General features: G+C 68.3%; 23 protein-coding genes and 1 tRNA gene. 15 read left to right on the top strand and 9 right to left on the bottom strand.

Annotation, left to right across the window (positions count from 1 at the left end; genetic code table 11):
- Positions 1 to 85 precede the first annotated feature (85 nt).
- Positions 86 to 775 (bottom strand): glycine zipper 2TM domain-containing protein, encoded by a 690-nt coding sequence (locus KB221_08840; protein WIY68210.1) that lies wholly within the window; start codon positions 773 to 775, stop codon positions 86 to 88.
- 207 nt (positions 776 to 982) lie between these two features.
- Between KB221_08840 and KB221_08835 the strand changes: the two genes are divergently transcribed.
- Complete coding sequence (locus KB221_08835) at positions 983 to 2,227, top strand: class I SAM-dependent RNA methyltransferase (GenBank protein WIY68209.1); 1,245 nt, start codon at positions 983 to 985, stop codon at positions 2,225 to 2,227.
- Positions 2,228 to 2,229: 2 nt separating this feature from the next.
- Positions 2,230 to 2,628, top strand: coding sequence for a hypothetical protein (locus KB221_08830; GenBank protein ID WIY68208.1), 399 nt, complete (start codon positions 2,230 to 2,232; stop codon positions 2,626 to 2,628).
- Here KB221_08830 and KB221_08825 read toward each other — a convergent pair.
- The 3 genes from KB221_08825 to KB221_08815 all read right to left on the bottom strand — a co-directional run bounded on the left by KB221_08825 (position 2,625) and on the right by KB221_08815 (position 5,666).
- Complete coding sequence (locus KB221_08825) at positions 2,625 to 3,731, bottom strand: PA0069 family radical SAM protein (GenBank protein WIY68207.1); 1,107 nt, start codon at positions 3,729 to 3,731, stop codon at positions 2,625 to 2,627. The genes KB221_08830 and KB221_08825 overlap by 4 nt on opposite strands.
- 85 nt (positions 3,732 to 3,816) lie before the next feature.
- Positions 3,817 to 3,901, bottom strand: a tRNA-Leu gene (locus KB221_08820).
- 100 nt (positions 3,902 to 4,001) lie between these two features.
- Positions 4,002 to 5,666, bottom strand: a complete 1,665-nt coding sequence (locus KB221_08815) for an amino acid permease (GenBank protein WIY68206.1) — start codon at positions 5,664 to 5,666, stop codon at positions 4,002 to 4,004.
- A gap of 157 nt (positions 5,667 to 5,823) precedes the next feature.
- On the opposite strand from KB221_08815, the gene hrpB reads away from it, so the two are divergent.
- From hrpB to KB221_08775, 8 genes are all read left to right on the top strand, one after another.
- Entirely contained in the window at positions 5,824 to 8,259 is a 2,436-nt protein-coding gene (hrpB, locus tag KB221_08810) for an ATP-dependent helicase HrpB (protein WIY68205.1), read from the top strand.
- Positions 8,260 to 8,420: 161 nt separating this feature from the next.
- Positions 8,421 to 9,341 (top strand): 30S ribosomal protein S2, encoded by a 921-nt coding sequence (rpsB, locus tag KB221_08805; protein WIY68204.1) that lies wholly within the window; start codon positions 8,421 to 8,423, stop codon positions 9,339 to 9,341.
- Positions 9,342 to 9,434: 93 nt separating this feature from the next.
- Positions 9,435 to 10,376 (top strand): translation elongation factor Ts, encoded by a 942-nt coding sequence (gene tsf / locus KB221_08800; GenBank protein WIY68203.1) that lies wholly within the window; start codon positions 9,435 to 9,437, stop codon positions 10,374 to 10,376.
- Between the two features lie 125 nt (positions 10,377 to 10,501).
- The gene (locus KB221_08795; GenBank protein WIY68202.1) at positions 10,502 to 12,109 is read left to right on the top strand and encodes a M20/M25/M40 family metallo-hydrolase; all 1,608 of its coding nucleotides are present in this window, start codon (positions 10,502 to 10,504) and stop codon (positions 12,107 to 12,109) included.
- Between the two features lie 169 nt (positions 12,110 to 12,278).
- Positions 12,279 to 13,007, top strand: a complete 729-nt coding sequence (locus KB221_08790) for a hypothetical protein (GenBank protein WIY68201.1) — start codon at positions 12,279 to 12,281, stop codon at positions 13,005 to 13,007.
- Between the two features lie 60 nt (positions 13,008 to 13,067).
- On the top strand, positions 13,068 to 13,505 hold the full coding sequence (gene mce, locus KB221_08785) for a methylmalonyl-CoA epimerase (protein WIY68200.1): 438 nt from the start codon (positions 13,068 to 13,070) through the stop codon (positions 13,503 to 13,505).
- Positions 13,505 to 13,768 (top strand): DUF1467 family protein, encoded by a 264-nt coding sequence (locus KB221_08780; protein WIY68199.1) that lies wholly within the window; start codon positions 13,505 to 13,507, stop codon positions 13,766 to 13,768. Before mce ends, KB221_08780 begins: the two co-directional genes overlap by 1 nt.
- 7 nt (positions 13,769 to 13,775) lie before the next feature.
- Positions 13,776 to 14,114 carry a DUF3088 family protein gene (locus KB221_08775; GenBank protein WIY68198.1) on the top strand — a complete coding sequence of 113 codons (339 nt, stop codon included), beginning with the start codon at positions 13,776 to 13,778 and terminating at the stop codon, positions 14,112 to 14,114.
- Between the two features lie 10 nt (positions 14,115 to 14,124).
- Here KB221_08775 and KB221_08770 read toward each other — a convergent pair whose 3' ends face one another.
- Complete coding sequence (locus KB221_08770) at positions 14,125 to 14,649, bottom strand: hypothetical protein (protein ID WIY68197.1); 525 nt, start codon at positions 14,647 to 14,649, stop codon at positions 14,125 to 14,127.
- A gap of 5 nt (positions 14,650 to 14,654) precedes the next feature.
- Positions 14,655 to 15,068, bottom strand: coding sequence for a DUF2141 domain-containing protein (locus KB221_08765; GenBank protein WIY68196.1), 414 nt, complete (start codon positions 15,066 to 15,068; stop codon positions 14,655 to 14,657).
- 141 nt (positions 15,069 to 15,209) lie between these two features.
- Between KB221_08765 and KB221_08760 the strand changes: the two genes are divergently transcribed.
- From KB221_08760 to KB221_08745, 4 genes are read left to right on the top strand one after another with little or no spacing between them, the layout of a single operon-like run.
- Positions 15,210 to 16,526, top strand: a complete 1,317-nt coding sequence (locus KB221_08760) for a proline--tRNA ligase (GenBank protein WIY68195.1) — start codon at positions 15,210 to 15,212, stop codon at positions 16,524 to 16,526.
- Complete coding sequence (locus KB221_08755; protein WIY68194.1) at positions 16,523 to 17,827, top strand: lipoprotein-releasing ABC transporter permease subunit; 1,305 nt, start codon at positions 16,523 to 16,525, stop codon at positions 17,825 to 17,827. Before KB221_08760 ends, KB221_08755 begins: the two co-directional genes overlap by 4 nt.
- Positions 17,820 to 18,521 (top strand): ABC transporter ATP-binding protein, encoded by a 702-nt coding sequence (locus KB221_08750; protein WIY68193.1) that lies wholly within the window; start codon positions 17,820 to 17,822, stop codon positions 18,519 to 18,521. Before KB221_08755 ends, KB221_08750 begins: the two co-directional genes overlap by 8 nt.
- Before the next feature lie 22 nt (positions 18,522 to 18,543).
- Positions 18,544 to 18,963, top strand: a complete 420-nt coding sequence (locus tag KB221_08745; protein WIY68192.1) for a hypothetical protein — start codon at positions 18,544 to 18,546, stop codon at positions 18,961 to 18,963.
- Between the two features lie 32 nt (positions 18,964 to 18,995).
- Here the strand turns inward: KB221_08745 and KB221_08740 are convergent, their stop codons facing one another.
- Together KB221_08740 and KB221_08735 are read right to left on the bottom strand one after the other, a co-directional pair.
- On the bottom strand, positions 18,996 to 19,115 hold the full coding sequence (locus KB221_08740; GenBank protein WIY68191.1) for a hypothetical protein: 120 nt from the start codon (positions 19,113 to 19,115) through the stop codon (positions 18,996 to 18,998).
- A gap of 121 nt (positions 19,116 to 19,236) precedes the next feature.
- The gene (locus tag KB221_08735; protein ID WIY68190.1) at positions 19,237 to 20,931 is read right to left on the bottom strand and encodes an aconitase family protein; all 1,695 of its coding nucleotides are present in this window, start codon (positions 20,929 to 20,931) and stop codon (positions 19,237 to 19,239) included.
- A gap of 233 nt (positions 20,932 to 21,164) precedes the next feature.
- On the opposite strand from KB221_08735, the gene dnaE reads away from it, so the two are divergent.
- Positions 21,165 to 24,647 (top strand): DNA polymerase III subunit alpha, encoded by a 3,483-nt coding sequence (gene dnaE, locus KB221_08730; protein WIY68189.1) that lies wholly within the window; start codon positions 21,165 to 21,167, stop codon positions 24,645 to 24,647.
- A 36-nt stretch (positions 24,648 to 24,683) separates the two neighbouring features.
- Here dnaE and KB221_08725 read toward each other — a convergent pair whose 3' ends face one another.
- A complete protein-coding gene (locus KB221_08725) occupies positions 24,684 to 25,865 on the bottom strand; it encodes a PDZ domain-containing protein (protein WIY68188.1) in 1,182 nt (393 codons plus the stop codon).
- Between the last annotated feature and the right edge of the window lie 23 nt (positions 25,866 to 25,888).

Genomic DNA, 25,888 nt, shown 5'->3' with positions numbered 1-25,888 from the left:
ACCCCCGGTGGATTGCTCCACCGGGGGTCTCCGTCACGCCGCCGATCGACAGGGGGGCTGAAAATTAATCGGCGGCGCAATTCTGTCAGCAGGACTGCTGGTAGCGGGTGACCGTGCGGCCGTACTGGTCGCGGCTGTGGACGGCGACGGGGCGGCAGTCGGACTGGTAGCGGTCATCGGACTGGTAAGGCTGGTTCTGGTAGCCACGGTCATCGTAGCGGTCGTGGTAGCCGTAGCTGCCATTGCCCTGGCTGCTGTAGCCGCGGTCCTCGTAGCGATAACGGCCGGAGTCCTGGTAACGGCTGTCGTAGCCACGGTCGTCGTACTGCACGTGGCCGCTGTAGCCGTCGCTGCAGTTGCGGGCCGAGTCGTTGCCGACAGCCGCGCCGAGCGCGCCGCCGATCACGGCCCCGAGCACACTGCCCTCGGTGCGGCGACCGCGGGCACCCAGTTGGGAGCCAAGAACAGCGCCGAAGGTTGCGCCGACGGCGACACCGGCCCCCGTACGGCCACGGCGCTCGCTGTGGCAGTTATAGTTTGAGCGGTCGTACGACTGGCCATAGGCGCGGTCATCCCGATAGTCGGGCCGCTGGGTGTAGCCATAGGAGGACGACTGGTCGTAGCCATAGGGCTGGCTGCTGTAGCCGCCGTAGGGTTGGGGTGCGCCCTGGTAGCTGTAGGCCTGGGCCGAGGCGGCAGCGGGGGTCAGCAGCAGGCCGGCCGCGGCGAGGGCGGCGGCACCGAAAGCGGTCTTGAGGGGCAGACGGGCGAACATCGGCATCATCCTGGCTGAAGGGCGGGCGCCGGAGGTCGACGCCTGTGCTTGTGATGACGAGGAATAGGCCCGCGAAACTGAACGGCCTTTGATCGGGCCGTTCATCTTCGTTCAGGTTTCGACGACGCGCCGGAGTCTGTGGAGGTGGCGCAAAATCTGAGCCCGGACGCAATCGCGTCCGAACCGATTTCGCTCTAGAAGCAGCCGATGACGGAGACGCTGACCATCAGCCGCGTGGGCGGGCAGGGCGACGGGATCGCCGAGACGGCGGCCGGTCCGGTGTTCGTACCCCTGACCCTGCCGGGCGAGACCGTGCGTGGCGAGGTGCGCGAGGGGCGGCTGGAAGGGGCCGAGATCCTGACCGCCAGCCCGGAACGGATTGCGCCGGTGTCGCCCCACTACGGCGACTGCGGCGGGTGCTCGCTGCAGCACTGGGCAGCCGGACCATATCTCGACTGGAAGCGCGAGCAGGTGCGGCTCGCCCTGGCGCGAGAGCGAATCGAGACCGAGATCGAGGCGACGGTGGCGGTGCCGCCGGGCACGCGCCGGCGACTGGCCCTGCATGCGCGCCGCGGCGAGGACGGGCGGGTCCTGCTGGGGTTCAAGGCGCGCAAGAGCTGGCGGCTGGTCGAGGTGACCGCCTGTCCCGTCGCGGACCCGCGACTGGTCGCAGCCTTTCCGGCGCTGGCCCGGGTGGCGGACGCCTTCCTGGAGCATCCGAAATCGGCCCCGACCCTGCATGTGACCGCGACCCTGACAGGGCTCGATGTCGATGTGACGGGGGTCGAGCGTCGCACGGGCGGCCTGTCGGGCGACGCCCGGATGCGCGCGATCGCGGCGGCGGCGGAGGCCGGGCTGGCGCGGCTGAGCCTGGCGGGCGAAGTCCTGATGATGGAGCGGCAGCCGAAGGTGGCCTTCGGGCCGGCGACCGTGCCCCTGCCGCCCGGCGGCTTCCTGCAGGCCGTACCCGAGGCGGAGGCGGCCATGGTCGCGCGCGCGGTCGAGGCGGTGCGGGGGGCGAAGAAGATCGCGGACCTGTTCTGCGGGGCCGGGACCTTCACCTTCCCGCTGGCAACGGTGGCTCCGGTGCTGGCGGCGGATGGATCGGTGGCGGGGATTGCAGCGCTGAAGGCGGGGATCGGCTCCGGGCCGGGGATGAAGGCGATCACGGCCGAGGCGCGCGACCTGTTCCGGCGCCCGTTGGCTCCGTATGACCTGCGCGGCTGTGATGCCGTGGTGCTGGACCCGCCGCGCGCCGGGGCCCTTGAACAGGCGCGGCAACTGCCGGGGACCAAGGCGTCGGTCGTGGTCGGGGTGTCGTGCAATCCGGTGACCTTCGCCCGCGATGCACGGGTGCTGATCGATGCCGGCTTCCGGCTGGAGCGGGTCACCCCGGTCGACCAGTTCCTGTGGTCGGCCCATGTGGAGCTGGTGGGAGTGTTCCGGCGATGACCATGAACGACAACCTGCCCGACGAGGATGGCGGCGGTTTCGACGCCGAGGACTGGACGCGGCTGACCCCCTTTGTCGGGGCCGTCGCGACCCTGGACGACGTGCAGGCGCGCCGCGCGGTCTTTGCGCTGGGTGACACCGACGACCCGCGTCCCATCGCCATGGACCTGCCGCAGCCGGTGATCTGGTGGGACGATGACGGCGAACAGGCGGCGGTGGCGGTACAGGCCGAAACCCATCTGGGACCGGACGGCGAGGAGATGGAGGTCCTCGGGCTGATCCTGCCGGACGGCGGCGGTGCCGTGGCGCTGATGGAGGATGTCGATCTGGTCGACGCGACCGACCCGACCTGGCGCGAGCTGGTCACCAACGCCATCGATCCATCGGCGGCGGAGGACTAGGCGGCCTCGACCTCGCTCAGGGGTAGAGGGGCCGGGAGATCGAACAGGTCCATCTGTTTCTTCATGTCAGCCGGAACCCGGAACTGCGTCTCGTCCAGCGGCACCCTGGGCGTATCGAGGCTGTAGCGTTTGATCGCGGCCTTGAAGCGGGTGGCGATCAGTTCGGCGACCGGGCCGGTCCCCTTCATGCGCTGGGACCAGTCGGCGTCGTAGTCCTTGCCGCCGCGTGTCTGGCGGATCAGGGACATGACCCGGGCGGCGCGCTCCGGCCGGGCGTCGGCCAGCCATTCGCGGAACAGGTCCTTGATCTCGAGCGGCAGGCGCAGGGTGACGTACATGGCCGAGGTGGCACCCGCCTTGGACGCCGCCTCAAGGACCGATTCCAGTTCATGGTCGTTGAGGCCGGGGATGACCGGGGCGAAGCCGACCATGACCGGGCAGCCGGCGTCGGCCAGGCGCGAGATCGCCTCCAGCCGCTTCGCCGGGGTCGAGGCGCGCGGCTCCATGGCGCGGGCCAGACCCCGGTCGAGGGTGGTGATCGAAATGCAGGCCGAGGCCAGACCCTCCTTGCCCATCGGGCCGAGAATGTCGGCGTCGCGGGCGATCAGCACCGATTTGGTGATGATGCTGAACGGGTGCCTGAATCTCTGCATCACCTCGAGGATCGAGCGGGTGGAGTTCAACTCGCGCTCGACCGGCTGATAGGGGTCGGTGTTGCCGCCTATGTGGATGCGTTTGCAGACGTAGCGGGGCTTTGCGAGCTCCTGCTCCAGCAGACGTGCGGCCTCGGGCTTGAAGAAGAGGCGGCTCTCGAAATCCAGGCCCGGGGATAGGCCCATGTAGGCATGGGACGGACGGGCGTAGCAGTAGATACAGCCATGTTCGCAGCCCTTGTAAGGGTTGATGGACCGGTCGAAACCGATGTCCGGACTGGTGTTCTTCGCGATGATCGTCCGGGCGTGCTCGGGCGTCAGGGTCGTGCGCAGGGGCGCGGCCTCGATGTCGTCGCCGGTCCAGCCGTCATTGAAGGCTTCCACGGCTTCGGGTTCAAACCGCCCGCTCGCATTCGACCGCGCGCCCCGTCCTTTCGCCGCTTCCGCCATGGACACACCGTAGCGGGAAACGAGAACAAAGCAAGAACTGTCGGAACATCAAAAAAGCCCGCCGGCACAGACGGGCCTTGATGAATGGTGCGGATGAGAGGACTCGAACCTCCACGCCTCGCGGCGCCAGAACCTAAATCTGGTGCGTCTACCAGTTCCGCCACATCCGCCAGGTCCGCTGCAGCGTCTAGGCGAGGCGGGGCGAGGCGGCAACGAAAAAGGCCCGGGATTGCTCCCGGGCCTTTCATCTTCCGGAGCTGATCGCGAGGATCAGTCCTTCTGATTGTCCACGCCGGAGCCCATGGCTTCGGCAGGCGACGACATGGTGCTGTCCTCGGTGATGTCGATCCCCTTGGCCAGCTTGGAGTGCCAGAAGCCGTAGAGGATGTAGATCACCGCGCCGACCGCGGCATAGGCGCCGAGGATGGTGAGCGGCAGCGGGTTGCCGTCCATGGCGTGCTGGATCATCGGCCAGAAGTTGAAGCCGGCCAGCGCCAGGCAGGACAGGATGCCCAGCACGGCGGTGAAGATGCCGCCGGGCACCTTGAACGGACGCTCCATCTCCGGATGCTTGATGCGCAGGAAGATCACGCTCAGGCAGACGATCGAGAAGGCCACGGCCGTCCCCAGCGACACCAGGTCGCCCAGGATCGAGATGGGCAGGAAGGACGCTGCGACGGCGATCAGGATGCCCAGCAGGATGGTGCCGATCCACGGCGTGCGGAACTTCGGATGGATGACGGCGAAGGCTTTCGGGAGAAGGCCGTCACGCGCCATGGTGTAGAAGATCCGCGTCTGGCCGTAGCACAGCACCAGCATGACCGAGGACAGGCCGGTGATGGCGCCGACCTTGATCAGGAAGCTGATCAGGTTCAGCGGGCTGCCATCGGGCGTGATGAAGGCCGTGTCGGCCCATTCCAGACCCATGCGGTCGATGGCGACAGCCACCGGCGCCGGGCTGGCCAGCTCGAGGTAGGGGACCACGCCGGTCATGACGGCGGCGACGGCCATATAGATGAGCGTGCAGACGATCAGGGCGCCCAGGATGCCGACGGGGACATCCTTGGAGGGGTTCTTGGCCTCGGCCGCAGCGGTCGAGACCGCCTCGAAGCCGACGTAGGCGAAGAAGATGATCGATGCGCCGCGCAGGATGCCGGTGGCCCCGTATTCACCGAACTTGCCGGTCGTGTTCTCGGGGATGAAGGGCACCCAGTTCTCGGGGTTGATGTACTGGATCCCGACCGCGATGAAGGTCAGCAGCACCACGATCTTGATCATCACGATGACGTTGTTGATCGAGGCGGACTCGCTGACGCCGAGCACCAGCAGGCTGCAGACCGCGGCGATGCCGATGGCGGCGACCAGGTTGAAGGTGCCGGTCAGCGGGAAGCTGGCGACGCCCGTGTCCGAGGTCACGGCCTGGATCAGCGGCGTGGCCCAGGACGGGCCTTCACCGCCCGCGTACTGGATCATCGGGAACAGGCCATCGGCCACCCCGAAGTCCCGCAGGATGGAGACGACATAACCGGACCAGCCGACCGCGACGGTCGAGGCGGCGACGCCGTATTCCAGCACCAGCAGCCAGCCCATGATCCAGGCGAAGACCTCGCCGAGGGTGCCGTAGGCATAGGTGTAGGCGGAACCGGACACCGGCATGGTCGAAGCCAGCTCGGCGTAGCAGAGGCCGGCGAGACCGCAGGCGATGCCCGCAACCACGAACGACAGCATGATCGCCGGGCCCGCATGGGCGGCGGCGACCTGGCCGGTCAGCACGAAGATGCCGGCGCCGATGATGGCGCCGATGCCGAGGCTCATCAGGTTGATGGGACCCAGAGACCGCTTCAGCTCGCTCTTGGCGGCTTCCTTCTGGATCTGGGCTACGGATTTCTTGAGGAACAGGCGGTTCCCCTTGGGCCTAAGGCCTTCTGCGGACATAGAGTCTCGCCCCCTGATACACGGCAAGTCCTCCCCGGACCGCCTTCAATGGCGCGGACGCTAGCGGCGCATGGGGCCGCTGGCAACGCGGTTTCCGAACGGTGAAGACCGGACGACGCTTTCGTGAAGGGGTGCCGAGCGTCTAGAGCCTAGGTCGATGCTGCCGATCCTCGCTGTTCTTGAGCCGTTGAAGGCCGCCCTTGCGGCGGGCAATGCCGCTGTGCTTGCCGCGCCGCCCGGAGCCGGCAAGACCACGGTTGTGCCTCTGGCCCTGCTGGATGCGGCCTGGCTGAACGGCGGAAAGATCCTCGTGCTTGAGCCGCGCAGGTTGGCCGCGCGGGCCGCGGCCGAGCGGATGGCGGCCACGCGGGGCGAGGCGACCGGCGATACGGTCGGCTATCGCACGCGTCTGCAGAGCCGGATCGGTCCGAAGACCCGGATCGAGGTGATTACCGAGGGCGTGTTCACGCGGATGATTCTGGACGATCCGGGCCTGGAGGGGGTCGGCGCGGTCCTGTTCGACGAATTCCACGAGCGATCGCTGGACGCCGACCTCGGTCTGGCGCTGGCGCGGGAGACACAGGGACTGCTGCGGGACGACCTTCGGCTGCTGGTGATGTCGGCGACGCTGGATATCGGCGGTGTGGCGCGGCTCCTCGAGGGCGCGCCGGTGATCGAGGCCGAGGGGCGGATGTTCCCGGTCGAGACGCGCTATTCCGGACGCAATCCGGTGGAGCGGATCGAGGACGCCGTGACGCGGGCCGTGATCCAGGCGCTGGGCGAGGAGGGCGGCTCGCTGCTGGTCTTCCTGCCGGGTCAGGGGGAAATCCACCGCACGGCGCAGCGGCTGGCGGAACGGCTGCGCGATCCGGCGGTGGACGTGGTTCCGCTTTACGGCGCGCTGGACCGGGAGACGCAGGACCGTGCCATCGAACCGGCACCGGCCGGGCGGCGCAAGGTGGTGCTGGCGACCTCGGTGGCCGAGACCAGCCTGACCATCGACGGGGTGCGGGTGGTCATCGACGGCGGCCTGTCGCGCGTGCCGCGGTTCGAGCCGGCCAGCGGCCTGACCCGGCTGGCGACGGTCCGGGTCAGCCGATCCTCCGCCGAGCAGAGGCGGGGCCGGGCAGGGCGTACCGGGCCGGGCGTGTGTTACCGGCTCTGGGACGAGGCGGCGACGCGGGGACTGGTTCCGCACCAGCGGCCGGAGATTCTGGAGGCGGACCTGACGGGTTTCGCGCTCGATCTGGCGCGGTGGGGTGCGCGGTCGACCGAGGCACTGGCCCTGCTGGACCAACCGCCCGCGGGCGCCTTCGCCGAGGCGCGCAAGGTCCTGACCCGGCTCGGCGCGCTGGATGGCGCGGGGGCGCTGACGGCGCACGGGCGGCGAATGACGCGGATCCCCCTGCCGCCGCGTCTGGCGCATATGGTCGCCGCCGCCAGCGATGCGGGCGATGCGGCGCTCGGCGCACGGATCGCAGCGGTACTGAGCGAGCCGGGACTGGGCGGGAATGACGTCGATCTGAGAGACCGGCTGCGCGGCCTGGAGCGCGACCGGTCGCCAAGGGCACGGGACGCCATCAAGCTGGCGGATCGATGGGCGCGAGCGGCCGGTGGGGGCCAGAGGCCGGACGCTGAGGGCGAGGCCGACGTCGGTGCGCTTCTGGCCGAGGCCTTTCCCGAGCGGGTGGCAAAGGCGCGGGGCAAGCCGGGCGAGGTACTGCTGGCGTCGGGGCGGGGCGCCTTCCTCGATCCGACCGACGGTCTGGCGCGCGAGTCCTGGCTGGCGGTGGCGGAACTGGGCGGCGGGGATGCGCGGGATCGCATCCGGCTGGCGGTTCCGGTCGATCCGGCGGCGCTGGAGGCCCGGATTGAGGCCGAGGACCGACTGGTGCGCGAGCCTTCGGGGCGGATGACGCTGCGCCGGGTCCGCCGCATCGGAGCGATCGTGGTGGATGAGAAGGTCGTCGGAACGCCGGACCGGGCGGCGATCACGGCGGCGTTGCGGGCCGAGGTCGAGCGGGAGGGCCTGTCTGCCCTGCGCTGGGGCGAGCGGGCGGCGGGGCTGAGGGCGCGACTGGCGTTTGTAGCTGCGCTTGAGGACGGCTGGCCGGACGTGTCGGACGAAGGCTTGCTTGCGGGGCGCGAGACCTGGCTGTGGCCCCTGCTGGATGCGGTGCAGGCGCTGGAGAAAATCGATGACGCTGCGCTGGAGGCAGGGCTGCGGGCGCGGATCCCATGGGACCGGCAGCGCGCGCTGGACGACCTCGCCCCGGCGCGACTGGCGACCCCGCTGGGGTCGGCGGCCATCGACTACGCCGCCGACGGCGGTCCGCGGGTGGATATCCGGGTCCAGGAGCTGTTCGGGACGACGCGCCATCCGACGGTGGGGGGGGGACGCGTGCCGCTGACGCTGGCGCTGTTGTCTCCCGCGCGGCGACCGGTGCAGGTAACGAAGGATCTGCCGGGTTTCTGGGCCGGGAGCTGGGCCGCGGTCCGCAGCGAGATGCGCGGCCGCTATCCCCGGCATCCCTGGCCCGAGGACCCGACCAGGGCGGAGGCGACCAGCCGGGCCAAGCCGCGCGGGACGTGACCCCGCCGACGCCGCTTGCCTTTTGCGGCCAACGCGCCTAGAAGCCCGCCCACTTCACACGCAGGCGTGGCGCTGACGGGGAGAAATCCCGTTTGCTCCGTTCCGAGGGCCAAATGGCCTTTACCCGTCTGCGGCGGATCAATCGGATAAAGGACTTCACCATGGCTCTGCCAGAATTCTCCATGCGTTCGCTGCTCGAAGCCGGCGCGCACTTCGGCCACCAGACGCACCGGTGGAATCCGAAGATGGAGCGCTACATCTTCGGTTCGCGCTCGAACATCCACATCATCGACCTGTCGCAGTCGATCCCGCTGCTGCACCAGGCGCTGGTCGCCGTGCGCGAGGTTGCCGCCAAGGGCGGTCGCGTCCTGTTCGTCGGCACCAAGCGCCAGGCGTCGGATCCGGTGGCTGAAGCCGCCAAGCGCTGCGCCCAGTACTATATGAACAACCGCTGGCTCGGCGGCACCCTGACCAACTGGCGTACCGTGTCGGGCTCGATCGCCCGCCTGCGCGAGCTGGACGCCCTGCTGGAGTCGGGCGGCGAAGGCCGGGTCAAGAAGGAACTGCTGAACCTGCAGCGCGAGCGCGACAAGCTCGAGCTGTCGCTCGGCGGCATCAAGGACATGGGTTCGATCCCGGACATCATCTTCGTGATCGACACCAACAAGGAAGCGATCGCGATCCTCGAAGCCCGCAAGCTGAACATCCCGATCATCGCCATTCTCGACACCAACTCGGACCCGGACGGCATCACCTATCCGATCCCGGGCAACGATGACGCCGCCCGCGCCATCCAGACCTACTGCGACCTGATCGCCGACGCCGTCCTCGACGGCCTGGCCGCCGGCCAGTCGGCCGCCGGTGTCGACCTGGGTGCCGCGGTGAACCCGGACGAGCCGATGCTGCGCGAAGCCAAGGCTCCGAAGGCCGCCAAGGTCGAAGCCGAAGTGGCTCCGGCCGTGGCTGAAGCCGTCGCCGAGGAAATGATCGCCGCCGCCGAGCCGGCCGTTGCCGACGAAGCCGCCCAGGCTGCGACCTCGGAAGCCAACGACGCCGTCGAAACCGAGGAAGCCGCGGTCTAACCGACCCGCTTCCCGACGGCGAAACCAACATACGGCCGGGCCCCTTAACCGGGTCCGGCCGTTCCCGCATACGCATACCCAAGGAGACTACCCATGGCCGAGATCACAGCCGCCCTCGTGATGGAACTGCGCGCCAAGTCCGGCGTCGGCATGATGGACTGCAAGAAGGCGCTCCAGGAAACCGACGGCGACATCAACGCCGCGATCGACTGGCTGCGCGCCAAGGGCCTGTCCAAGGCCGCCAAGAAGGCCGACCGCGTCGCCGCGGAAGGCCTGGTCGCCGTGGCCTCCAAGGAAGTCGGAGCCGGTGAAGTCGGTGCCGCCATCGAGTTCAACGCCGAGACCGACTTCGTCGCCCGCAACGACCTGTTCCAGAACGCCGCCAAGGCCTTCGCCCAGCTGGGTCTCGAGCACGCCACGCTCGAGGGTCTGCACGGCGCCGAGCTGGAAGCCGGCAAGACGGTCCAGGACGAAGTGACCCAGCTGATCGCCACCGTCGGCGAGAACATGCAGCTGCGCCGCGCCGCCCGTCTGTCCGTCGATGAAGGCGTCGTCGCCTCCTACGTCCACAATGCCGTCTCGCCGGGCCTCGGCCGTATCGGCGTGCTGGTCGCCCTGCACGGCGGCGGCGACAAGGCTGCCCTGCGCGAACTGGGCCGCAAGATCGCCATGCACGTGGCGGCCACGGCTCCGCTTTCGCTGAACACGGACGATCTGGACCCGGCCGCGATCGAGAAGGAACGTCAGGTCCTGACCGAAAAGGCCAAGGAAGAAGGCAAGCCGGAAGCCATGATCGCCAAGATCGTGGAAGGCCAGATCAACAAGTTCCAGAAGGACGTCGTGCTGATCAAACAGCCCTTCGTCATGAACCCGGACGTGACCATCGAACAGCTGGTCGCTGACGCGGGCAAGGAACTGGGCGCGCCCGGCCTGCACCTCGCCGGCTTCGTCCGCCTCGCCCTCGGCGAAGGCGTCGAGAAGGTCGAAGGCCCGGACTTCGCCACCGAAGTCGCCCAGATGTCCGGCGGCCAGTAAGGCCTGTTCGACCAATCACTGATGAAGGGGCCGGCGGGAAATCGCCGGCCCCTTTTTCGTTGTGCCGTTTGCGGTTCGTGACGTCTCGGGTCAAATGCGCGTCGATTGATTCAAGGGGTCTGTTCATGAAGCGTCTGCTCGTCGCCGTATCCGCGCTCGCCCTCCTCGCCGCCGTCCCGGCCGCCGCACAGGATGTGGACCGGGTCGCCGTCAACGGCATCATCGACCAGGGTCTGAACCACAGCGAGGTCATGCGGACGGCGGCCTATCTGACCGACCGCATCGGCGGGCGGATGACCAATTCGCCCCAGATGCGCCAGGCAGAGCAATGGACCGCCCAGCAGTTCCGCGACTGGGGACTGTCCAACGTCCGTGCGGATCCCTTTGACTTCGGCCGCGGCTGGTCGATCGTCCGTTCCAGCGCCCGCATGATCGCGCCGCGTCCGCTCGACCTGCGCGCCATCCCGATCGCCTGGACGCCGGGCACGAACGGGGTGATCAGCGGCGAGGTGATCGTGGCACCGATGACCACGGCCGCCGACTTCGCGCGCTGGCGCGGCAAGCTGGCCGGCAAGATGGTGCTGGTTTCGCGCCCGAACGCCGGCTCCGAGCCGACCGAGGCACCCTTCCGCCGCCTGACGGAAGAGGATCTGCGCAACGCCAACACCTACAATATCCCGAACATCACCACGCCGTCGGTGGAGAGCCTGCGCGGCCCGGACTTCGCCCGACAGCTGGACGCCTTCCTGCAGGAGGAGGGGGCCCTGGCCTGGGTGCGGATGTCCCAGCGCGACGGCGGCCTGCTGCACGGCACCGGCTCGGGCTACCGGATGGACGACCAGCGGCTGACGCCGGGCATGGAGCTGGCGGCTGAGGACTACCGCCGACTGGCCCGCCTGGCCCTGACCGAGGACGCGAGGCCGACGCTCGAACTGATGAGCGAGGTCCGTTTCCACGAGGAAGATACCAACGCCTACAACATTCTGGCCGACATCCCCGGGACGGACCGGTCCGGCGAATACGTCATGGCGGGTGCCCACCTCGACAGCTGGGTCGCCTCCGACGGGGCGGTCGACAACGCCGCCGGCAGCGCCGTGGTGATGGAGGCCGCGCGCATCCTCAAGGCGCTGGGCGTGCGTCCCAAGCGGACCATCCGCTTCGCCCTGTGGAGCGGGGAAGAGCAGGGGCTGTGGGGCTCGCTGGCCTATGTCGACCGCTATCTGGCCACGCGTGCACCGCTCGGCGACGCCCAGCTGGATGCCCTGCCAAACGGGCGGACCTGGCGCCAGCGCTGGCCGGTCCAGCCGCGCGAGGGCCACGGCGATCTGGTCGCCTATTTCAACCTCGACAACGGCTCGGGCAAGATCCGCGGCATCAACGCCGAGGGCAATGTCGCCGCCGCCCCGATCTTCCAGGAGTGGCTGGCCCCGTTCAACGCCATGGGTGCCACGACGGTGTCGATGCGGACCTCGGGCAGCACCGACCACGTCTATATGCAGACGGTCGGTGTCCCGGGCTTCCAGTTCATCCAGGACCCGCTCGACTACGGTGCCCGTCTGCACCACACCTCGATCGACAGCTATGACCACATGCGCGCCGAGGACCTGCGTCAGGCCGCCGTCATCATGGCCGCCTTCCTGCTGAACGCCGCCAACAGCGACGAGCCCCTGCCGCGGATGCCGGTTCCCAGCCGGCCGTCGCCGACGGATCCGTTCGCCTTCCCCGCCAACTAAGGTCCCGACCGGCCCGGTTCGTGATCCACGCCGGGCCGGCGTGACGGTGCGTTGACTTCAGCCCTTTCGCGACGACCTCCTCCCGGAGCGCGACGGAACGGCGGCCTGCGCGCCCAGACTCCGCGGCTTCATCGACGCGACCCCTTCGCGACGAAAGGGGCGACGGATCGTGACACCTCTCAATGGCGGCTGGACCATCATCGACGCAGAGGCCGGCGTCTGGATCCGCGAATACAGTTTCGACGGCCGGGCGACGGCGAACTGTCTGGTCGCCCGGATGGCCGACGAAACCCTGCTGGTCATCAGCCCGGCCTGCAACATGACCGACGCCGCCTTCCAGGCCCTTCAACATCTGGGGCATGTCGGGGCGATCGTGGCCAACAATGGCCTGCACCATCTCGGGCTGGCCGAATGGACCGCCCGCTTCCCCGAGGCCAGCGTCAATGCGCCGGGCGCGGCCATGGCGCGGATCCGCGAGCGATCGCCGGGACTCGCGGCCATACAGCCATTCGAGAGGCTGGGCGGGCGACTTCGAGGCCGGATCCACCTGATCGAGGCCCCCTTCACCCGTGTCGGGGAGTCCGTCGCGGCCATTCGCATCGGGCGTGGCTGGGCCTGGTTCGCATCGGACCTGCTGGTGAACCTTGAGCGTATCGAGGCTCCGCTGCCGGTCCGGCTGTTGTTCCGCATGACCCGCAGCGGTCCTGGGTACCGCATCTTCAACCTGGCCATGAAGCAGACGACACGGGATCGTACCGCTGTCCTGTCATGGCTGTCCGGCGAGCTGACGCAGCGTCCGCCGACGGTCATCGTGCCCGCGCACGGGCGTGTCCTCGACCATCCGGGGCTCTATCGTCAGACCCAGGACATGATCTCGGACGCACTTCGCCGGCGCTGACGCCAGCCGCGACAAAGCAACCACCTTCTCCGACGTCGCGGGACGGGCTAAGGCCTGCTGATGATCGGAAGACTGAACCACGTTGGCGTCGCCACGCCGTCTATCGAGGCCAGCGTCGCGATGTATCGCGACATGCTCGGTGCAACGAAGGCGCATGAACCGTTCGACCTGCCGGCCCAGGGGGTGCGGGTCTGTTTCGTCGACCTGCCCAATGCCCAGATCGAACTGATCGAACCGCTGGGTGACGACAGCCCGATCCATGGCTTCCTCGCGAAGAACCCGAGGGGCGGGCAGCATCACGTCTGTTTCGAGGTCGAGGACATCCTGGCCGCTCGGGACGCGCTGCGGGCGAGGGGGGCGACGATCCTGGGCACGGGCGAGCCGCGCATCGGCGCGCACGGCACGCCGATCATCTTTGTCCATCCGAAGGACATGGGCGGGGTCCTGGTCGAACTGATGGAAACGCCGAAAGCCAATCACGAGAACGGAGCGCACTGATGCCGATCGGTTGGGTCACCATGCTGGGCGTCTACATCATCTGCTGGTGGACGGTCCTGTTCGCCGTCCTGCCGCTGGGAACGTCCCAGGAGCGGCACGAAGTCCCGACCGACGGGGGCCAGTGGGGTGCGCCCGAGAAGCCGGATCTGAAGCGCAAATTCATCACCACGACCTGGGTCTCGGCCTTGCTGTGGCTGCTGGTGATGGTGCTGGTCTACATCGGCTGGATGCCGCTGCCGGACCTGGCACCGCCGGTGCCCTGAGGCCCTGATGACCGAACGCCTGTTTCTGCTCAATCCCGGCTGGACCGACGACCAGGGCGGTCCGTGGTACTGCCCGGCCGGTGCCATCGTCGAAGGTGTGCTGGCGTTCCATCCGGCGCTCCGCGACCAGCTGGAGATCGTCTATCTCGATCACCCGCGTCCGCGGCCGCCGGTGATCGATCTGGTCGGCGAGGACCACCAGAGCTGCCCGATCCTGGTGCTGGACGGGACCTTCGACTGGCCGGAAGCGGCGACCTCGGCGACGACCGGCCGGCGCTTCCTGCAGGACGAGGCCATCATCCCCTATCTGGCCGCCCGCTACGGGATTGCGCGACCGCATCCCTGAGCGGTTCTGATCAGGAGTCCGGGATGCTGGCGCGCTGTCGCTTCCGCATCGCCAACTTCCCGATCTCGGACGCGTTCCAGCCCAGCAGCAGGATCAGGAAAACCAGCATCACGATGCGGTGGGTCATGGCGATCAGTCCGGGCCCTTCCTGATTCAGGATCACCTTCAGTGCATCGATCCGCAGGTAGACCTCGTTCACGCCGCCGCCGATCAGCATGTAGTAGGTCAGGATCATGCAGCTGAGGTGGACGTGCTTCCACGCGACATGCCGACGGATCATCCGCGCCGCCCCCCAACCCGCCGCCATAAGCACCAGGGTGACGACGGCCAGCACGTGGGGGAAAAAGAACACGCCAAGCTGGTAGATACCGAGTGCCGTCAGGTTCAGTACCAACATTGAGGCCAGATAGGCCCGTCCTAGCTGTTGATGCCGACGGGTGCCTTTTGGCGTCGCGAAGATGAAGGCACCGGCCGCGAGAGCGACGAGACAGGCCAGGCTATGCATCCAGCCGAGCGGAACAAGATCCAGGTTCATGGCGATCACAGGCCCAGTGCGACGGGTATGACGGCGCCGGCGGCGGATATGGTCAGGAGCGCGTCGGAAAGGTTCGGTGGACCCATGACGCCACGCGCACCCCGGCTGAAACCCCAGGGCTCGGCCGGGGTGCCCATCATGTTGAATCTCATCCGGCCGTTAGAATCCAGGTCCTGAAACGCTGAGACGGCGTAGCGGCCGGGCGGAACGTCTGCGAACCGAACCACCATGTTGCCCTGCGTGGGCGTGACCCGGACGCGGCGCGCGCACTGGGTTAGCCCTTCGGCTTCTGCACAAAGTTGAACCAGCATATGCCCGCCGGCTCGCACGCCGGTCAGGCGGACCTCGACCGGACCGGCGATGGCGAGAGTGGGAAGGGCTGCGGCGAGCGACGCGACGGCGAGGGAAAGCAGCTTCATCTGTAATTCCACGGTAACAAATACCAAGTACTTTACCGATTAAAGTACAAGAGTGCGAGGCTGTCAAATCGCGCCGCCATCGCGTTGCCAAGGTTCGTCGGCACGGGCTAGAGCAGAGGCCTCCCGAACAAGGACTGCTCCATGCGCCTGTCGCGCTATTTCCTGCCCACGCTCAAAGAGGCGCCTTCGGACGCCCAGATCGTTTCACACCAGCTGATGCTGCGCGCCGGCCTGATCAAACAGGAGGCCGCGGGCATCTACGCCTGGCTGCCGCTGGGGCTGCGGGTGCTGAACCGGATCGAGCAGATCGTGCGCGAGGAGCAGGAGCGGGCAGGGGCCGTCGAGCTGCTGATGCCGACCCTGCAACTGGCGGACCTGTGGCGCGAGAGCGGGCGGTATGACGCCTACGGCCCGGAGATGCTGCGCATCACCGACCGGCACGAGCGCGAGCTGCTGTACGGGCCCACCAATGAGGAGATGATCACCGACATCTTCCGGGGCTTTGTGAAGAGCTACAAGGCGCTGCCGCTCAACCTCTTCCACATCCAGTGGAAGTTCCGTGACGAGCGCCGGCCGCGCTTCGGCGTGATGCGTGGGCGCGAGTTCCTGATGAAGGACGCCTACAGCTTCGACATCGACGAGGCCTCGGCCCGCAAGGCCTACAACCGGATGTTCGTGGCCTATCTGAACACCTTCGCCCGGATGGGGCTGAAGGCCGTGCCGATGCGCGCCGACACCGGACCGATCGGTGGCGACCTGAGCCACGAGTTCATCGTCCTCGCCGACACCGGCGAAAGCCAGGTGTTCTGCGACCGCAAGCTGGTGGAGATGCCGGCACCGGGCGCGGGCGTGGACTGGGACGACCTGCAGGCCATCGTCGACGAGCGGACGGGGCTCTATGCCGCCACCGAGGAGATGCACGACGCCGGCCAGTTCGAAGGCCAGACGGCCGAGGCCGACCGCTTGACGGCGCGCGGCATCGAGGTCGGACATATCTTCTATTTCGGCACCAAATATTCGGCACCGATGAAGGCCAGGGTCGCGGGGCCGGACGGCAAGGACACCGAGGTCCACATGGGCAGCTACGGCGTCGGGGTGTCGCGCCTGCTGGGTGCCATCATCGAGGCCAGCCATGACGAGGGCGGCATCATCTGGCCGGACTCTGTGGCACCGTTCGACGTGGTCGTCATCAATCTGCGCGTCAACGACGAGGCCGTCTGCGCCGCCTGCGAGGAGGCCGTGGCCAAGCTGGAGGCGCTCGGCAAGGACGTGCTCTATGACGACACCGATGAACGGCCGGGCGGGAAATTCGCCACCGCCGACCTGATCGGCATCCCGTGGCAGCTGACGATCGGCCCCAAGGGCGTGGCCGAGGGTCTGGTCGAGCTGAAGCGCCGGGCGACCGGTGAGAAGGTCTCGATCCCGCTGGACGAGGCGCTGGCGAAGGTGCGCGGATGACGGATGTTCCGGCGGCCCTGAAGCCGACGAAGCCCGCGGGGCCGTTCTCTGCCTGGGAGTTCGAACTGGCGCTGCGCTATCTGCGCGCCCGGCGGAAAGAGGGCGGCATCGCCCTGATCGCCATCATCTCCTATGTCGCGATCGCCCTGGCGGTCATGGCCCTGATCATCGTCATGAGCATCATGGCCGGGTTCCGGAACGAGCTGCTGGACCGGATGCTGTCCTTCAACGGCCATATGTACGTCCAGGGCCAGGTGCTGGTTGATCCCGACCGGGAGGCTGCGGTCACGCGCATCGCCGCCGTTCCCGGCGTGGTCAGCGTCTCGCCCCTGACCGAGAACCAGGCGCTGGTGCGGGCTGCGGGCCAGACGACCGGCGCCGTCGTGCGCGGCATCCGTCCGCAGGACCTGGACTCCATGTCCTATGTCTTCGACAGCCTGACGCCGGCGGCGCGACGTGCCTTCGGCGAGGGCGCCTATGGCGGCGACAATATCCTGATCGGCAAGGCCCTCGCCGAGAGCATGGGGCTGCGTATCGGCGATCCGATCACCCTGTATTCGCCCACCGGCGCGGACAGCGCCTTCGGCAATCTCGGGGGCCTTGAGAAGACCTACCGCGTGGGCGGGGTGTTCACCTCGGGCACGGCCGATTTCGACCGCGCCTTCCTGTTCATGCCGCTGGAACAGGCCCAGCTCTTCTTCGGCAAGGAGGGCGTCTGGGACGTCATCGAGCTGAAGGTCGCGGAGCCGGACCGGGTTGGCGAGCTGACGCAGGCCGTGCGCGCGGCGTCGGGCCGCAGCGCCATCGTCAGCGACTGGCGCGACCGTCTGGCCGCCTTCTGGGGCGCGCTCAAGGTTGAGCGGGTGGCGATGAGCATCATCCTCGGCCTCGTCGTCGCCATCGCCGCCCTCAACATCATCTCCGGCATCGTCATGCTGGTGAAGAACAAGACCCGCGACATCGCCATCCTGCGCACGGTCGGGGCCAGCCAGTCGTCGATGCTGCGCATCTTCTTCATCGCCGGCGCCGCGATCGGTGTGGCGGGGACGGTCACCGGCCTGGTGCTGGGCCTGGTGTTCTGCCTGAACATCGGGGCGATCCAGCATTTCCTCGAGTGGGTCCTCGGCGTCCAGCTGTTCAACGCCGACGTCTATATGCTCGACTCCATCCCGGCCGAGGTCGACGCCATGGATGTGGTCTGGGTGACGCTCTGGTCCGTCTTCATGTCCTGCGTGGCCAGTCTGCTGCCGTCGTGGCGCGCCGCGAAAATGGATCCGGTTGAGGCGCTTCGTTATGAGTAGGCCTGTTCTGTCCGTTCGCGGGGTCACCCGCACCTATGACACCGCCTCGGGTGGCCTGACGGTGCTCAAGGGCGTTGATCTCGACGTCATGCCCGGCGAGGTCGTGGGACTGATCGGGCCGTCGGGCTCGGGCAAGTCCTCCTTGCTCCACGCCGCCGGCCTGCTGGAACGGCCGACCTCGGGCGAGATCCGCATCGACGGTGCCGATGTCGGCGGTCTCGACGAGCGGGCGCGGACCCACATCCGCCTCGCCAGCATCGGCTTCGTCTACCAGTTCCACCATCTGCTGGCCGAGTTCGACGCGCGGGACAACGTGGCCCTGCCGCTTCGTATCGCCGGTGTCGGCCAGGCCCAGGCCCGCGAACGGGCCGGCGAAGTGCTGACCGCCCTCGGCCTTGGCGAGCGCCTGACCCACCAGCCCGCCCAATTGTCCGGCGGGGAGCAACAGCGGGTCGCCGTGGCCCGCGCCCTGGCCAACCGTCCGCGTCTGCTGCTGGCCGACGAGCCGACGGGCAACCTTGACCCCGCCACCAGCCAGAGCGTGTTCGAGGCCCTGCAACGGCTGGTCAAGGACACGGGCGTCGCCGCCCTGATCGCCACCCACAACATGGAGCTGGCGGGCCATATGGACCGGGTCTTCGCCCTGAAGGACGGCCATCTGGAAGAACGACCGGCGGAGAGCCACGCCTACTGAGCCGGGCGTGCTACGGTCTTCCATGACTGACGCTATCGAGGCCCATCTGACCCTGGCGCGCGACGCCGCCGCCGAGGGCAGGGCCGGGGACGCGCGCAATTCCTGGGCCCGCGCCGCGGCCCTGAGCCGTGAGAGCGGGGCACCGCTGCTGCAGGCCCATGCACTGCGGCACCTGTCAGACCTCGACCGCGAGGCCGATCATCTCGAACAGGCGCTCGCCCACGCCGAGCAGGCGTCGGCGCTTTATTCCGCCAACGGGCAGGGGGCGTCGGTCGACATGGCTAATGCCCTGCGGCTCAAGGCGCTGGCGCTCGACAGTCTGCGGCGCGCGAAGCCGGCGCAGGCCGCCTGGAGGGCGGCGCGCGATGTTTATGTCGCTGCGGACGTCGAGACCGGTGTGGCGGAATGCAATGTCCGGCTGGACGCTGACGCCGTAGGCTGAGCCCTTCCCCCGGAGGGGAAGGGTCCTGAACCCTATTTCTTGCCGGGAGGCGTGGTGAAGGGCGAGCTGCTGCCGACCGAGACGGACGGCTTGGGCTTTTCGGCCTTGGGTTTGCGGACTTCCTTGTTGCTCTTGACTTGACCCTTGGCCATGGCCGGAACTCCTGCGCCGCCTGCCGCCAGGAAGGCGGCCGTCCGAAGCACAGTCGGCATCATACACGCCCGCCGGATGTGAGGAACGCATCGAAGGGCGCCGGACGTCGGCTTTGCAGATTCAGGCCAGCCAGTCGGGCTGTCGCGGCGCGGCGCTTCCGGTCAGCGCCGCTGTGATGCAGTCCGACAGACTGCCCAGGCGCACCGCCCGGCCGCTCAGCCCGGGGCCGTAATGGGCGTATTTTCCGGAATTGGTCATCACGGTCCGGGTCACGGGCGGAAAGACCGGCTCCGAAATCGAGCACCAGCAGATGTCAGGAACGACCTGGACGCCGGAGGCCCGCAGGCGCGCCAGAAGGCCTTCGGCAGCGGCCTGGCCGATCACCTCCCGTCCAGCCGTGACAATCACATGGGTCAGGGGATGACGCCGGCGGCCCGCCAGACCTTCCGCCAGGTCCCGGCATTCCCGGAGCGAGGCATGCGGGCTGCCGATCGCCACCAGTTCAACAGCGGCCGGTCCGCCATTCAGCTGGGCCCAGGCGGCCCGCAGATCGTCCCGGGTGATGGAGACGTGGTCCGCGTCCGCCGTCGCCGCACCGTCCGCCTCGGGCGTTACCCCCTCGATGTGCAGCATCGGCGAGGCCGAGGTGGTCCCGAAGGCGGCGCACAGGGCCTTCAGATCGTCGCGTGAGGGCTGCCCGGAGGCCAGTCCACGCAGCAGCGGAATCCGGTCGGGAGCCCGCTGCCCCGCCAGATAGCCGATCAGCGGCCAGAACCCGTCGTCGACCCCCTCGGGCAGATCGACATCAATGATCCGCCGGGCCTTGCGCGCCGCATCGAGGTAGACCCCGGCAAGCGGCGTCCGCCCGGTCAGGGCGATGCACAGGTCGAGGAAGTCAGGGTGTTTCGCCGTCCGCGCGCCCAGCACGGAGTTGGCATAGATCACCGCATTGGACTCCGACCAGGCGATTACCTCATCGGCCTCCGGTGCCGTGTCCAGCAGATAGGGCGCGCAGGTGAAGCTGGGGCGGCAGCCCATTCGGACATAGGCATCCGCCAACCGTTGCGCGGGCAGGCCGAAATCGGGCGAAACGCCCTGGGCCCGCCAGTTCTGCCGATCGACCGAAATCGCGTTCATCGTCGTGGGGATGCGGACCGTCCCGCCCAGGTCCGCCATCGCTTCGGCAAAGACCAGATTGGCGGGACTGGCATAGATGCAGCCGTCGATATGGCCCTGCGAGACGTCGACCAGACGCGTGGCCCCCTGATTGGCCGCCATCGCGCACAGGATGCGCATGGCCTGGGCCGCGGCTTCGCCCGCGTCGCCGTCCAGCATCGCCCGGTCGGCCTCGGAGAGCTCCAGCGCGGTCGTCAGCGGTGGGGAGAGGGCCAGTCGCAGGCCGCCCGCTTCAAGCCCGTCAGGACCGATGCGCGCCTCGGCCTCGCGCGCCAGCCGGCTGAACGGCCCGGGCGCGAGGCGCAGGACCGGGAGCGAGGCGCTGAACATCCCTTCAGCGACGAGGGCCCCGAGGGTCAGCACATCCTCGGCCTCGCGGAAGACCAGGGCCGCGGGCCCGCGCCCACTCAGAACCAGGTCCAGAAGGACACCACTTCCAGTGCAGGAGCCGCGGCTCAACGGCATGACCAGAACCTTGCCCGTCAGGCACTGGCCGTGAAGCGGGTGATGCACATCGATGATCCGCCCCGTGGCGGGATCGACACCGCCCCAGAAGCTCAGCGGTTCGTCGGTCGCCAGGATGCCACCGAAGGCGCTGCCCCGAAGGATGAATCGCGCCGGAACGGCTTCTTGGGTCATGGCGGCACGAAGCCATGCAGGGAGAGGGCAGGCAAGGGCGTTTTGGTAGCGGCAGTGCCGGTGCCACAGGGCCCCTTGACGAGAACAAACCCGCAACATAGAACATAGGCAGAACACGCAATCTGGGGACAAGATCATGGCGCGTTGGATGAGGGATATGCTGTCGCTTGCGTCGTGCGGCGGCTTCGTTTGGATGGCGTGGCAGGCGGCCTTCCTGATTTCGTGAGTCGGGGATGGGCCAGCTCAAAGAGGGTCTGGCCATCTCAACCGCCGCTACAGCCGCGCAATTCATCCACCTGAGGGTCCGCTCGGCCTATTCGCTGCTGGAAGGCGCGATCAAGGCGGGCAAGGTCGCGACCCTGGCGGCGGATGCGGGCATGCCGGCGGTGGGTGTGGCGGACCGGGCCAATCTGTTCGGGGCGCTGGAGTTCTCCGAGGCGGCGAAGGGATCAGGCGTTCAGCCGATCGTGGCCTGCGCCCTGCCGGTGACCGGCATCGGTGGCAAGATCAACGAACGCTGGGCCCGGGTCCCGACCGTGGTGTTGGCCGTCCAGAATGACGCCGGCTGGCTGAACCTTTGCGCCCTGTCTTCGTCGGCCTTCCTTGATGCGGGGTCGATGGATGAACCGAGCGTACCGTGGTCGATGGTGGCGGAGCGGTCCGAAGGCCTGATCCTGCTCTCCGGCGGACCAGACGGGCCGGTCGATCCCCTGTTCGTGCAGGGCAAGGCGGCGGAGGCCAATGCCGCGCTCGACGAGATGGCGCGGGTCTTCGGCGACCGGCTCTATATCGAGTTGCAACGCCACGGCCTCGCCGGCGAGCGGCAGGCCGAGCGGGGACTGGTCGAATGGGCCTACGCCCATGACGTCCCGCTGGTCGCCACCAATGACGTCCACTACGCCAAGGCCGCCCAGGCGAAATCGCACGACGCCCTGATGTGCATCGCGGACGGTGCCTTCACGGGGCAGGAGGACCGTCGCCGCGTCACGGGCGAACACTGGTTCAAACCGGCGGCGGCCATGCGGGAGCTGTTCAGCGACCTGCCCGAAGCCTGCGATACGACGGTGGAGATCGCCCGCCGCTGCGCCTTCCTGGTTCCCACGCGGGCACCCATCCTGCCGCGGTTCGAGGCCGGGGCCGGGCGGACCGAGCCCGACGAACTGATGCATCAGGCCCGTGAAGGGCTGAAGGCCCGGTTGCTGGCCGTGACCCCCGCCGCGCCGGAGTCCGAATACTGGACCCGCCTCGAGTGGGAGGTCGGGATCATCCAGCAGATGGGCTTCCCCGGCTATTTCCTGATCGTGTCGGACTTCATCAAATGGGCCAAGAACCACGGCATTCCCGTGGGCCCGGGGCGGGGCTCGGGTGCTGGGTCGCTGGTCGCCTGGGCCCTGACCATCACTGATCTCGACCCGCTGCGGTTCGGCCTGCTGTTCGAGCGGTTCCTGAACCCCGAACGCGTCTCCATGCCCGACTTCGACATCGACTTCTGCCAGGAGCGGCGGGAAGAGGTGATCGACTACGTCCAGGACCGCTACGGCAAGGACCGGGTGGCCCAGATCATCACCTTCGGCACCCTGCAGGCGCGGGCCGTGCTGCGCGACGTCGGCCGGGTGCTGCAGATGCCGCTGGGACAGGTGGACCGGCTGGCCAAGATGGTGCCGGCCAACCCCGCCAATCCGGTGACCCTGGCCCAGGCCATCGAGATCGAGCCGCGGCTCAAGGAGGCGCGCGATTCCGAGGCGGCGGTGCGCACCCTGCTGGATACGGCGCTGGAGCTGGAGGGGCTGTATCGCAACGCCTCGACCCACGCCGCCGGCATCGTCATCGGCGACCGGCCCCTGACCGAACTGGTGCCCCTGTACCAGGATCCGCGTTCGACCATCCCGGCCAGCCAGTTCAACATGAAATGGGTCGAGGCCGCCGGTCTGGTGAAGTTCGACTTCCTCGGCCTGAAGACCCTGACCGTGCTGGACCGCGCCCGGATCTATCTGGAGCGGCGCGGCGCGGCGGTTGACTGGAACAGCCTGCCGCTGGACGACCCCAAGACCTATGAGCTGATGGCCTCGGGCCAGACCGTCGGGGTGTTCCAGCTGGAATCCCAGGGCATGCGCGACACCCTGCGCAAGATGCGGTGTGGCTCCATCGAGGAAATCACCGCCCTGATCTCGCTCTACCGGCCCGGGCCGATGGAGATGATCGACACCTATATCGACCGGAAATTCGGCCGGCAGGACGTCGACTGCCTGCACCCGTCCCTGGTCGATGTCCTGACCGAGACCTACGGCGTCATCATCTACCAGGAGCAGGTGATGAAGATCGCCCAGGTCCTGGCCGGCTATTCGCTGGGCGAGGCCGACCTGCTGCGCCGGGCCATGGGCAAGAAGAAGAAGGAGGAGATGGACTTCCAGCGCGCGCGCTTCGTGGCGGGCGCGTCGGAGAAGGGCGTGTCGGAGGAACAGTCCGGCTTCATCTTCGATCTGGTGGCCAAATTCGCGGGCTACGGCTTCAACAAGTCGCACGCCGCTGCCTATGCGCTGATCAGTTTCCAGACCGGCTGGCTTAAGGCCAACCACCCCGTCGAATTCATGGCCGCGTCCATGTCTCTCGATCTCAGTAATACCGACAAACTCGCTGTCTTCTATCAGGATTGTCGTCGCTTTGAGGTGCCCATCAAGGGCCCGGACGTGAACCGCTCCTCGGCCGATTTCGACGTGGCGTGGGACGATGGAAAGGGCGCCGTTCTCTACGCGCTGGGTGCCATCCGCAACGTCGGGCTGGAGGCGATGAAGCATCTGGTTGAGGTGCGCGAGACCGGCGGGCGGTTCACCGACATCTTCGACTTCCTGGAACGGGTCGATCCGCGCAGCGTCAACAAGCGGGCGCTGGAGAACCTCGCCCGCGCCGGGGCCTTCGACAGTTTCCACTCCAACCGTCGTCAGCTGGTCGAACAAGCCGACACCCTGATGGCCTATTGCCAGAGCGTGGCCGCCGAGCGGGCCTCATCGCAAGTGTCGCTGTTCGGCGGCGACCAGGCCGGGGCGGCGCGGCCGCGGCTGAGGCCGGTCGAGCCCTGGGTCGGGCCCGAGAAGCTGGACCAGGAACTGGCCGCCGTCGGATTCTATCTGTCCGGCCACCCGCTGGAGGACATGGCCCCTGCACTGAAGCGCAAGCGGGTCACCTTCGTCGCCGAGGCCACGGCCCTGGCCGAGAGTGGTCACGAGGCCTTCCTGATGGCCGGCGTCGTCCGCCGTCGTCAGGAGCGGGCCAGTGCCAAGTCGGGCGAGAAATTCGCCTTCGTCACCTTCTCGGACCCGACCGGCGAGTTCGAATGCCTGTTCCCGCCCGAACAGCTGCGCAAATGCCGCGAAGTGCTGGAGGTCGGGGCCTCGATCATGGTGCGGGTGCGGGCCAAGTCGGCGGACGGCGAGGTCCGCTTCTTCGGTGACGATGCATCGCGGCTGGACACGCTGATCGACGACGGGGCGATGGGCTTGCGGATCCATGTCTCGGCCCGGGGCGTCGATCCGGAGGCCCTGAAGTCGCGGCTCGAGCGGGCGCGGGCGCAGGGCAAGGGCGGGGAGGTGTCGTTGATCGCCTCACTGGACGGCCGGCGCGAGGTCGAGCTGAAACTGCCGGGCCGCTACCGGCTGGACGGTGCCCTGCGCGGGGCGCTGAAATCGGCACCGGGTGTGGTGCTGCTCGAGGATGCCTGAAGGCTGTGCGCGGTTGGCGGGCTCGGCGCCCGTTGCTCACTCGGGCCGCGGTCTGAACGTTTCGCGCGGCGTCCCGTCGACGGCATAGAGCCGCTCGGTCGGCAGTTTGATGACCAGGCCTGAGTTCGGCAGCCGGTGATCGTAGATGGCACCGAGCAGCCCGGCCATCTGGTCGCCGACGACATCCGCGCCCAGGGCCTCCATCCCGACGGCCAGGCCCTCGCCCATACTGCCGGTCCAGCGGCCGACGCGGACGGTGACTGAGCCCCGGTGGCGTTTGCCGGGCCGGGGCAGGACCTGTTCGATCCACTGGCGCGGCACGCCGGTCTCGCGTTCCTCGGCGGGCAGGTTGTGGATCTGGTAGACGGTGGGCGCATCCACAAGCCAGCCCATGACCGCGCGGGCGATCACGGTATTGCCGCCGCTGGCGGTGTCGGTGAGATCGAGCACGACGGGCTGGCCGGGTCGGGCGGTGGCCATGGCGGCGTCAAAGGCGGCGACGGTTGCGTCCTCACCGAGCGAGTCATTGAACCGGATCACAAGGGCATCGCCGGCCTCATGGACGGAGACCGGCGGCCGCGCGCCGGGGCCGGCGGCGTAGAGGTTGGGCAGGGTCAGGCGGCGTTCGATCCCCGAGGCGTCGCGCAGGGTCAGGTCACGCGCCCGGTTGCGGCGGCCCGCGGCCAGAACACGGGCGGCGTAGCCGGCACGGTCTCCGGTCGGTTCAAGACCCAGCTCGGCCCAGAAAGCGGCGACGGCGTCGGCGGCAGGGGTTTCGCCGATGGCCAGAAGACGGTCACCGGGGCGGATCCCGGCCCCGGCCGCCGGCGATCCCTCGCGCACGGCAGTGATTTTCCAGATGTCGCCCTCCGGCTCGATCCAGAGATCGGAATAGCTGGGTACGAGGCCCCAGCTGTCGGCGAAGGAGGCACCGGTGATGGCGTGGTGATCAGCCAGGGCCGCGATGGCGTGTTCGGCGTATCGCAGCAGCGAGCGACGGTCCGCGACCGCGCCGGCCTCGGCGCGCAGGGCGGGGCTCATCGGCATGGCGCCGTCCGGGAAGCGGTCCAGATAGGCGTACTGGCTGTTGATCAGGCCTTCGATCGAAAGCGCGTCCTCGCGGAAGGCCTCGGCCGTCGGTTCAGACCGCTGTGCCTGGGCGCGCGCCGGTGAGGCGGCGCAGCCAAGGACGAGCAGCAGGGTCAGCAAGGTACGCATGGAATGCCCCGGATGAGATCTCC

It is taken from the genome of Aquidulcibacter paucihalophilus, from assembly GCA_030285985.1.
Taxonomy (GTDB): Bacteria; Pseudomonadota; Alphaproteobacteria; order Caulobacterales; family Caulobacteraceae; genus Brevundimonas.
This window is presented reverse-complemented; position numbering and strand designations above follow the sequence as displayed.

Coding starts and splice junctions, on each gene's coding strand:
- KB221_08770 (WIY68197.1), bottom strand. CDS start 14,649: ATGAACCTGGATCTTGTTCCGCTCGGCTGGATGCATAGCCTGGCCTGT.
- mce (WIY68200.1), top strand. CDS start 13,068: ATGATCGGAAGACTGAACCACGTTGGCGTCGCCACGCCGTCTATCGAG.
- KB221_08735 (WIY68190.1), bottom strand. CDS start 20,931: ATGACCCAAGAAGCCGTTCCGGCGCGATTCATCCTTCGGGGCAGCGCC.
- KB221_08835 (WIY68209.1), top strand. CDS start 983: ATGACGGAGACGCTGACCATCAGCCGCGTGGGCGGGCAGGGCGACGGG.
- KB221_08750 (WIY68193.1), top strand. CDS start 17,820: ATGAGTAGGCCTGTTCTGTCCGTTCGCGGGGTCACCCGCACCTATGAC.
- dnaE (WIY68189.1), top strand. CDS start 21,165: ATGGGCCAGCTCAAAGAGGGTCTGGCCATCTCAACCGCCGCTACAGCC.
- KB221_08780 (WIY68199.1), top strand. CDS start 13,505: ATGCCGATCGGTTGGGTCACCATGCTGGGCGTCTACATCATCTGCTGG.
- tsf (WIY68203.1), top strand. CDS start 9,435: ATGGCCGAGATCACAGCCGCCCTCGTGATGGAACTGCGCGCCAAGTCC.
- KB221_08765 (WIY68196.1), bottom strand. CDS start 15,068: ATGAAGCTGCTTTCCCTCGCCGTCGCGTCGCTCGCCGCAGCCCTTCCC.
- KB221_08840 (WIY68210.1), bottom strand. CDS start 775: ATGTTCGCCCGTCTGCCCCTCAAGACCGCTTTCGGTGCCGCCGCCCTC.
- KB221_08745 (WIY68192.1), top strand. CDS start 18,544: ATGACTGACGCTATCGAGGCCCATCTGACCCTGGCGCGCGACGCCGCC.
- KB221_08815 (WIY68206.1), bottom strand. CDS start 5,666: ATGTCCGCAGAAGGCCTTAGGCCCAAGGGGAACCGCCTGTTCCTCAAG.
- KB221_08725 (WIY68188.1), bottom strand. CDS start 25,865: ATGCGTACCTTGCTGACCCTGCTGCTCGTCCTTGGCTGCGCCGCCTCA.
- KB221_08825 (WIY68207.1), bottom strand. CDS start 3,731: ATGGCGGAAGCGGCGAAAGGACGGGGCGCGCGGTCGAATGCGAGCGGG.
- KB221_08795 (WIY68202.1), top strand. CDS start 10,502: ATGAAGCGTCTGCTCGTCGCCGTATCCGCGCTCGCCCTCCTCGCCGCC.
- KB221_08740 (WIY68191.1), bottom strand. CDS start 19,115: ATGGCCAAGGGTCAAGTCAAGAGCAACAAGGAAGTCCGCAAACCCAAG.
- KB221_08775 (WIY68198.1), top strand. CDS start 13,776: ATGACCGAACGCCTGTTTCTGCTCAATCCCGGCTGGACCGACGACCAG.
- KB221_08830 (WIY68208.1), top strand. CDS start 2,230: ATGAACGACAACCTGCCCGACGAGGATGGCGGCGGTTTCGACGCCGAG.
- KB221_08755 (WIY68194.1), top strand. CDS start 16,523: ATGACGGATGTTCCGGCGGCCCTGAAGCCGACGAAGCCCGCGGGGCCG.
- hrpB (WIY68205.1), top strand. CDS start 5,824: ATGCTGCCGATCCTCGCTGTTCTTGAGCCGTTGAAGGCCGCCCTTGCG.
- rpsB (WIY68204.1), top strand. CDS start 8,421: ATGGCTCTGCCAGAATTCTCCATGCGTTCGCTGCTCGAAGCCGGCGCG.
- KB221_08760 (WIY68195.1), top strand. CDS start 15,210: ATGCGCCTGTCGCGCTATTTCCTGCCCACGCTCAAAGAGGCGCCTTCG.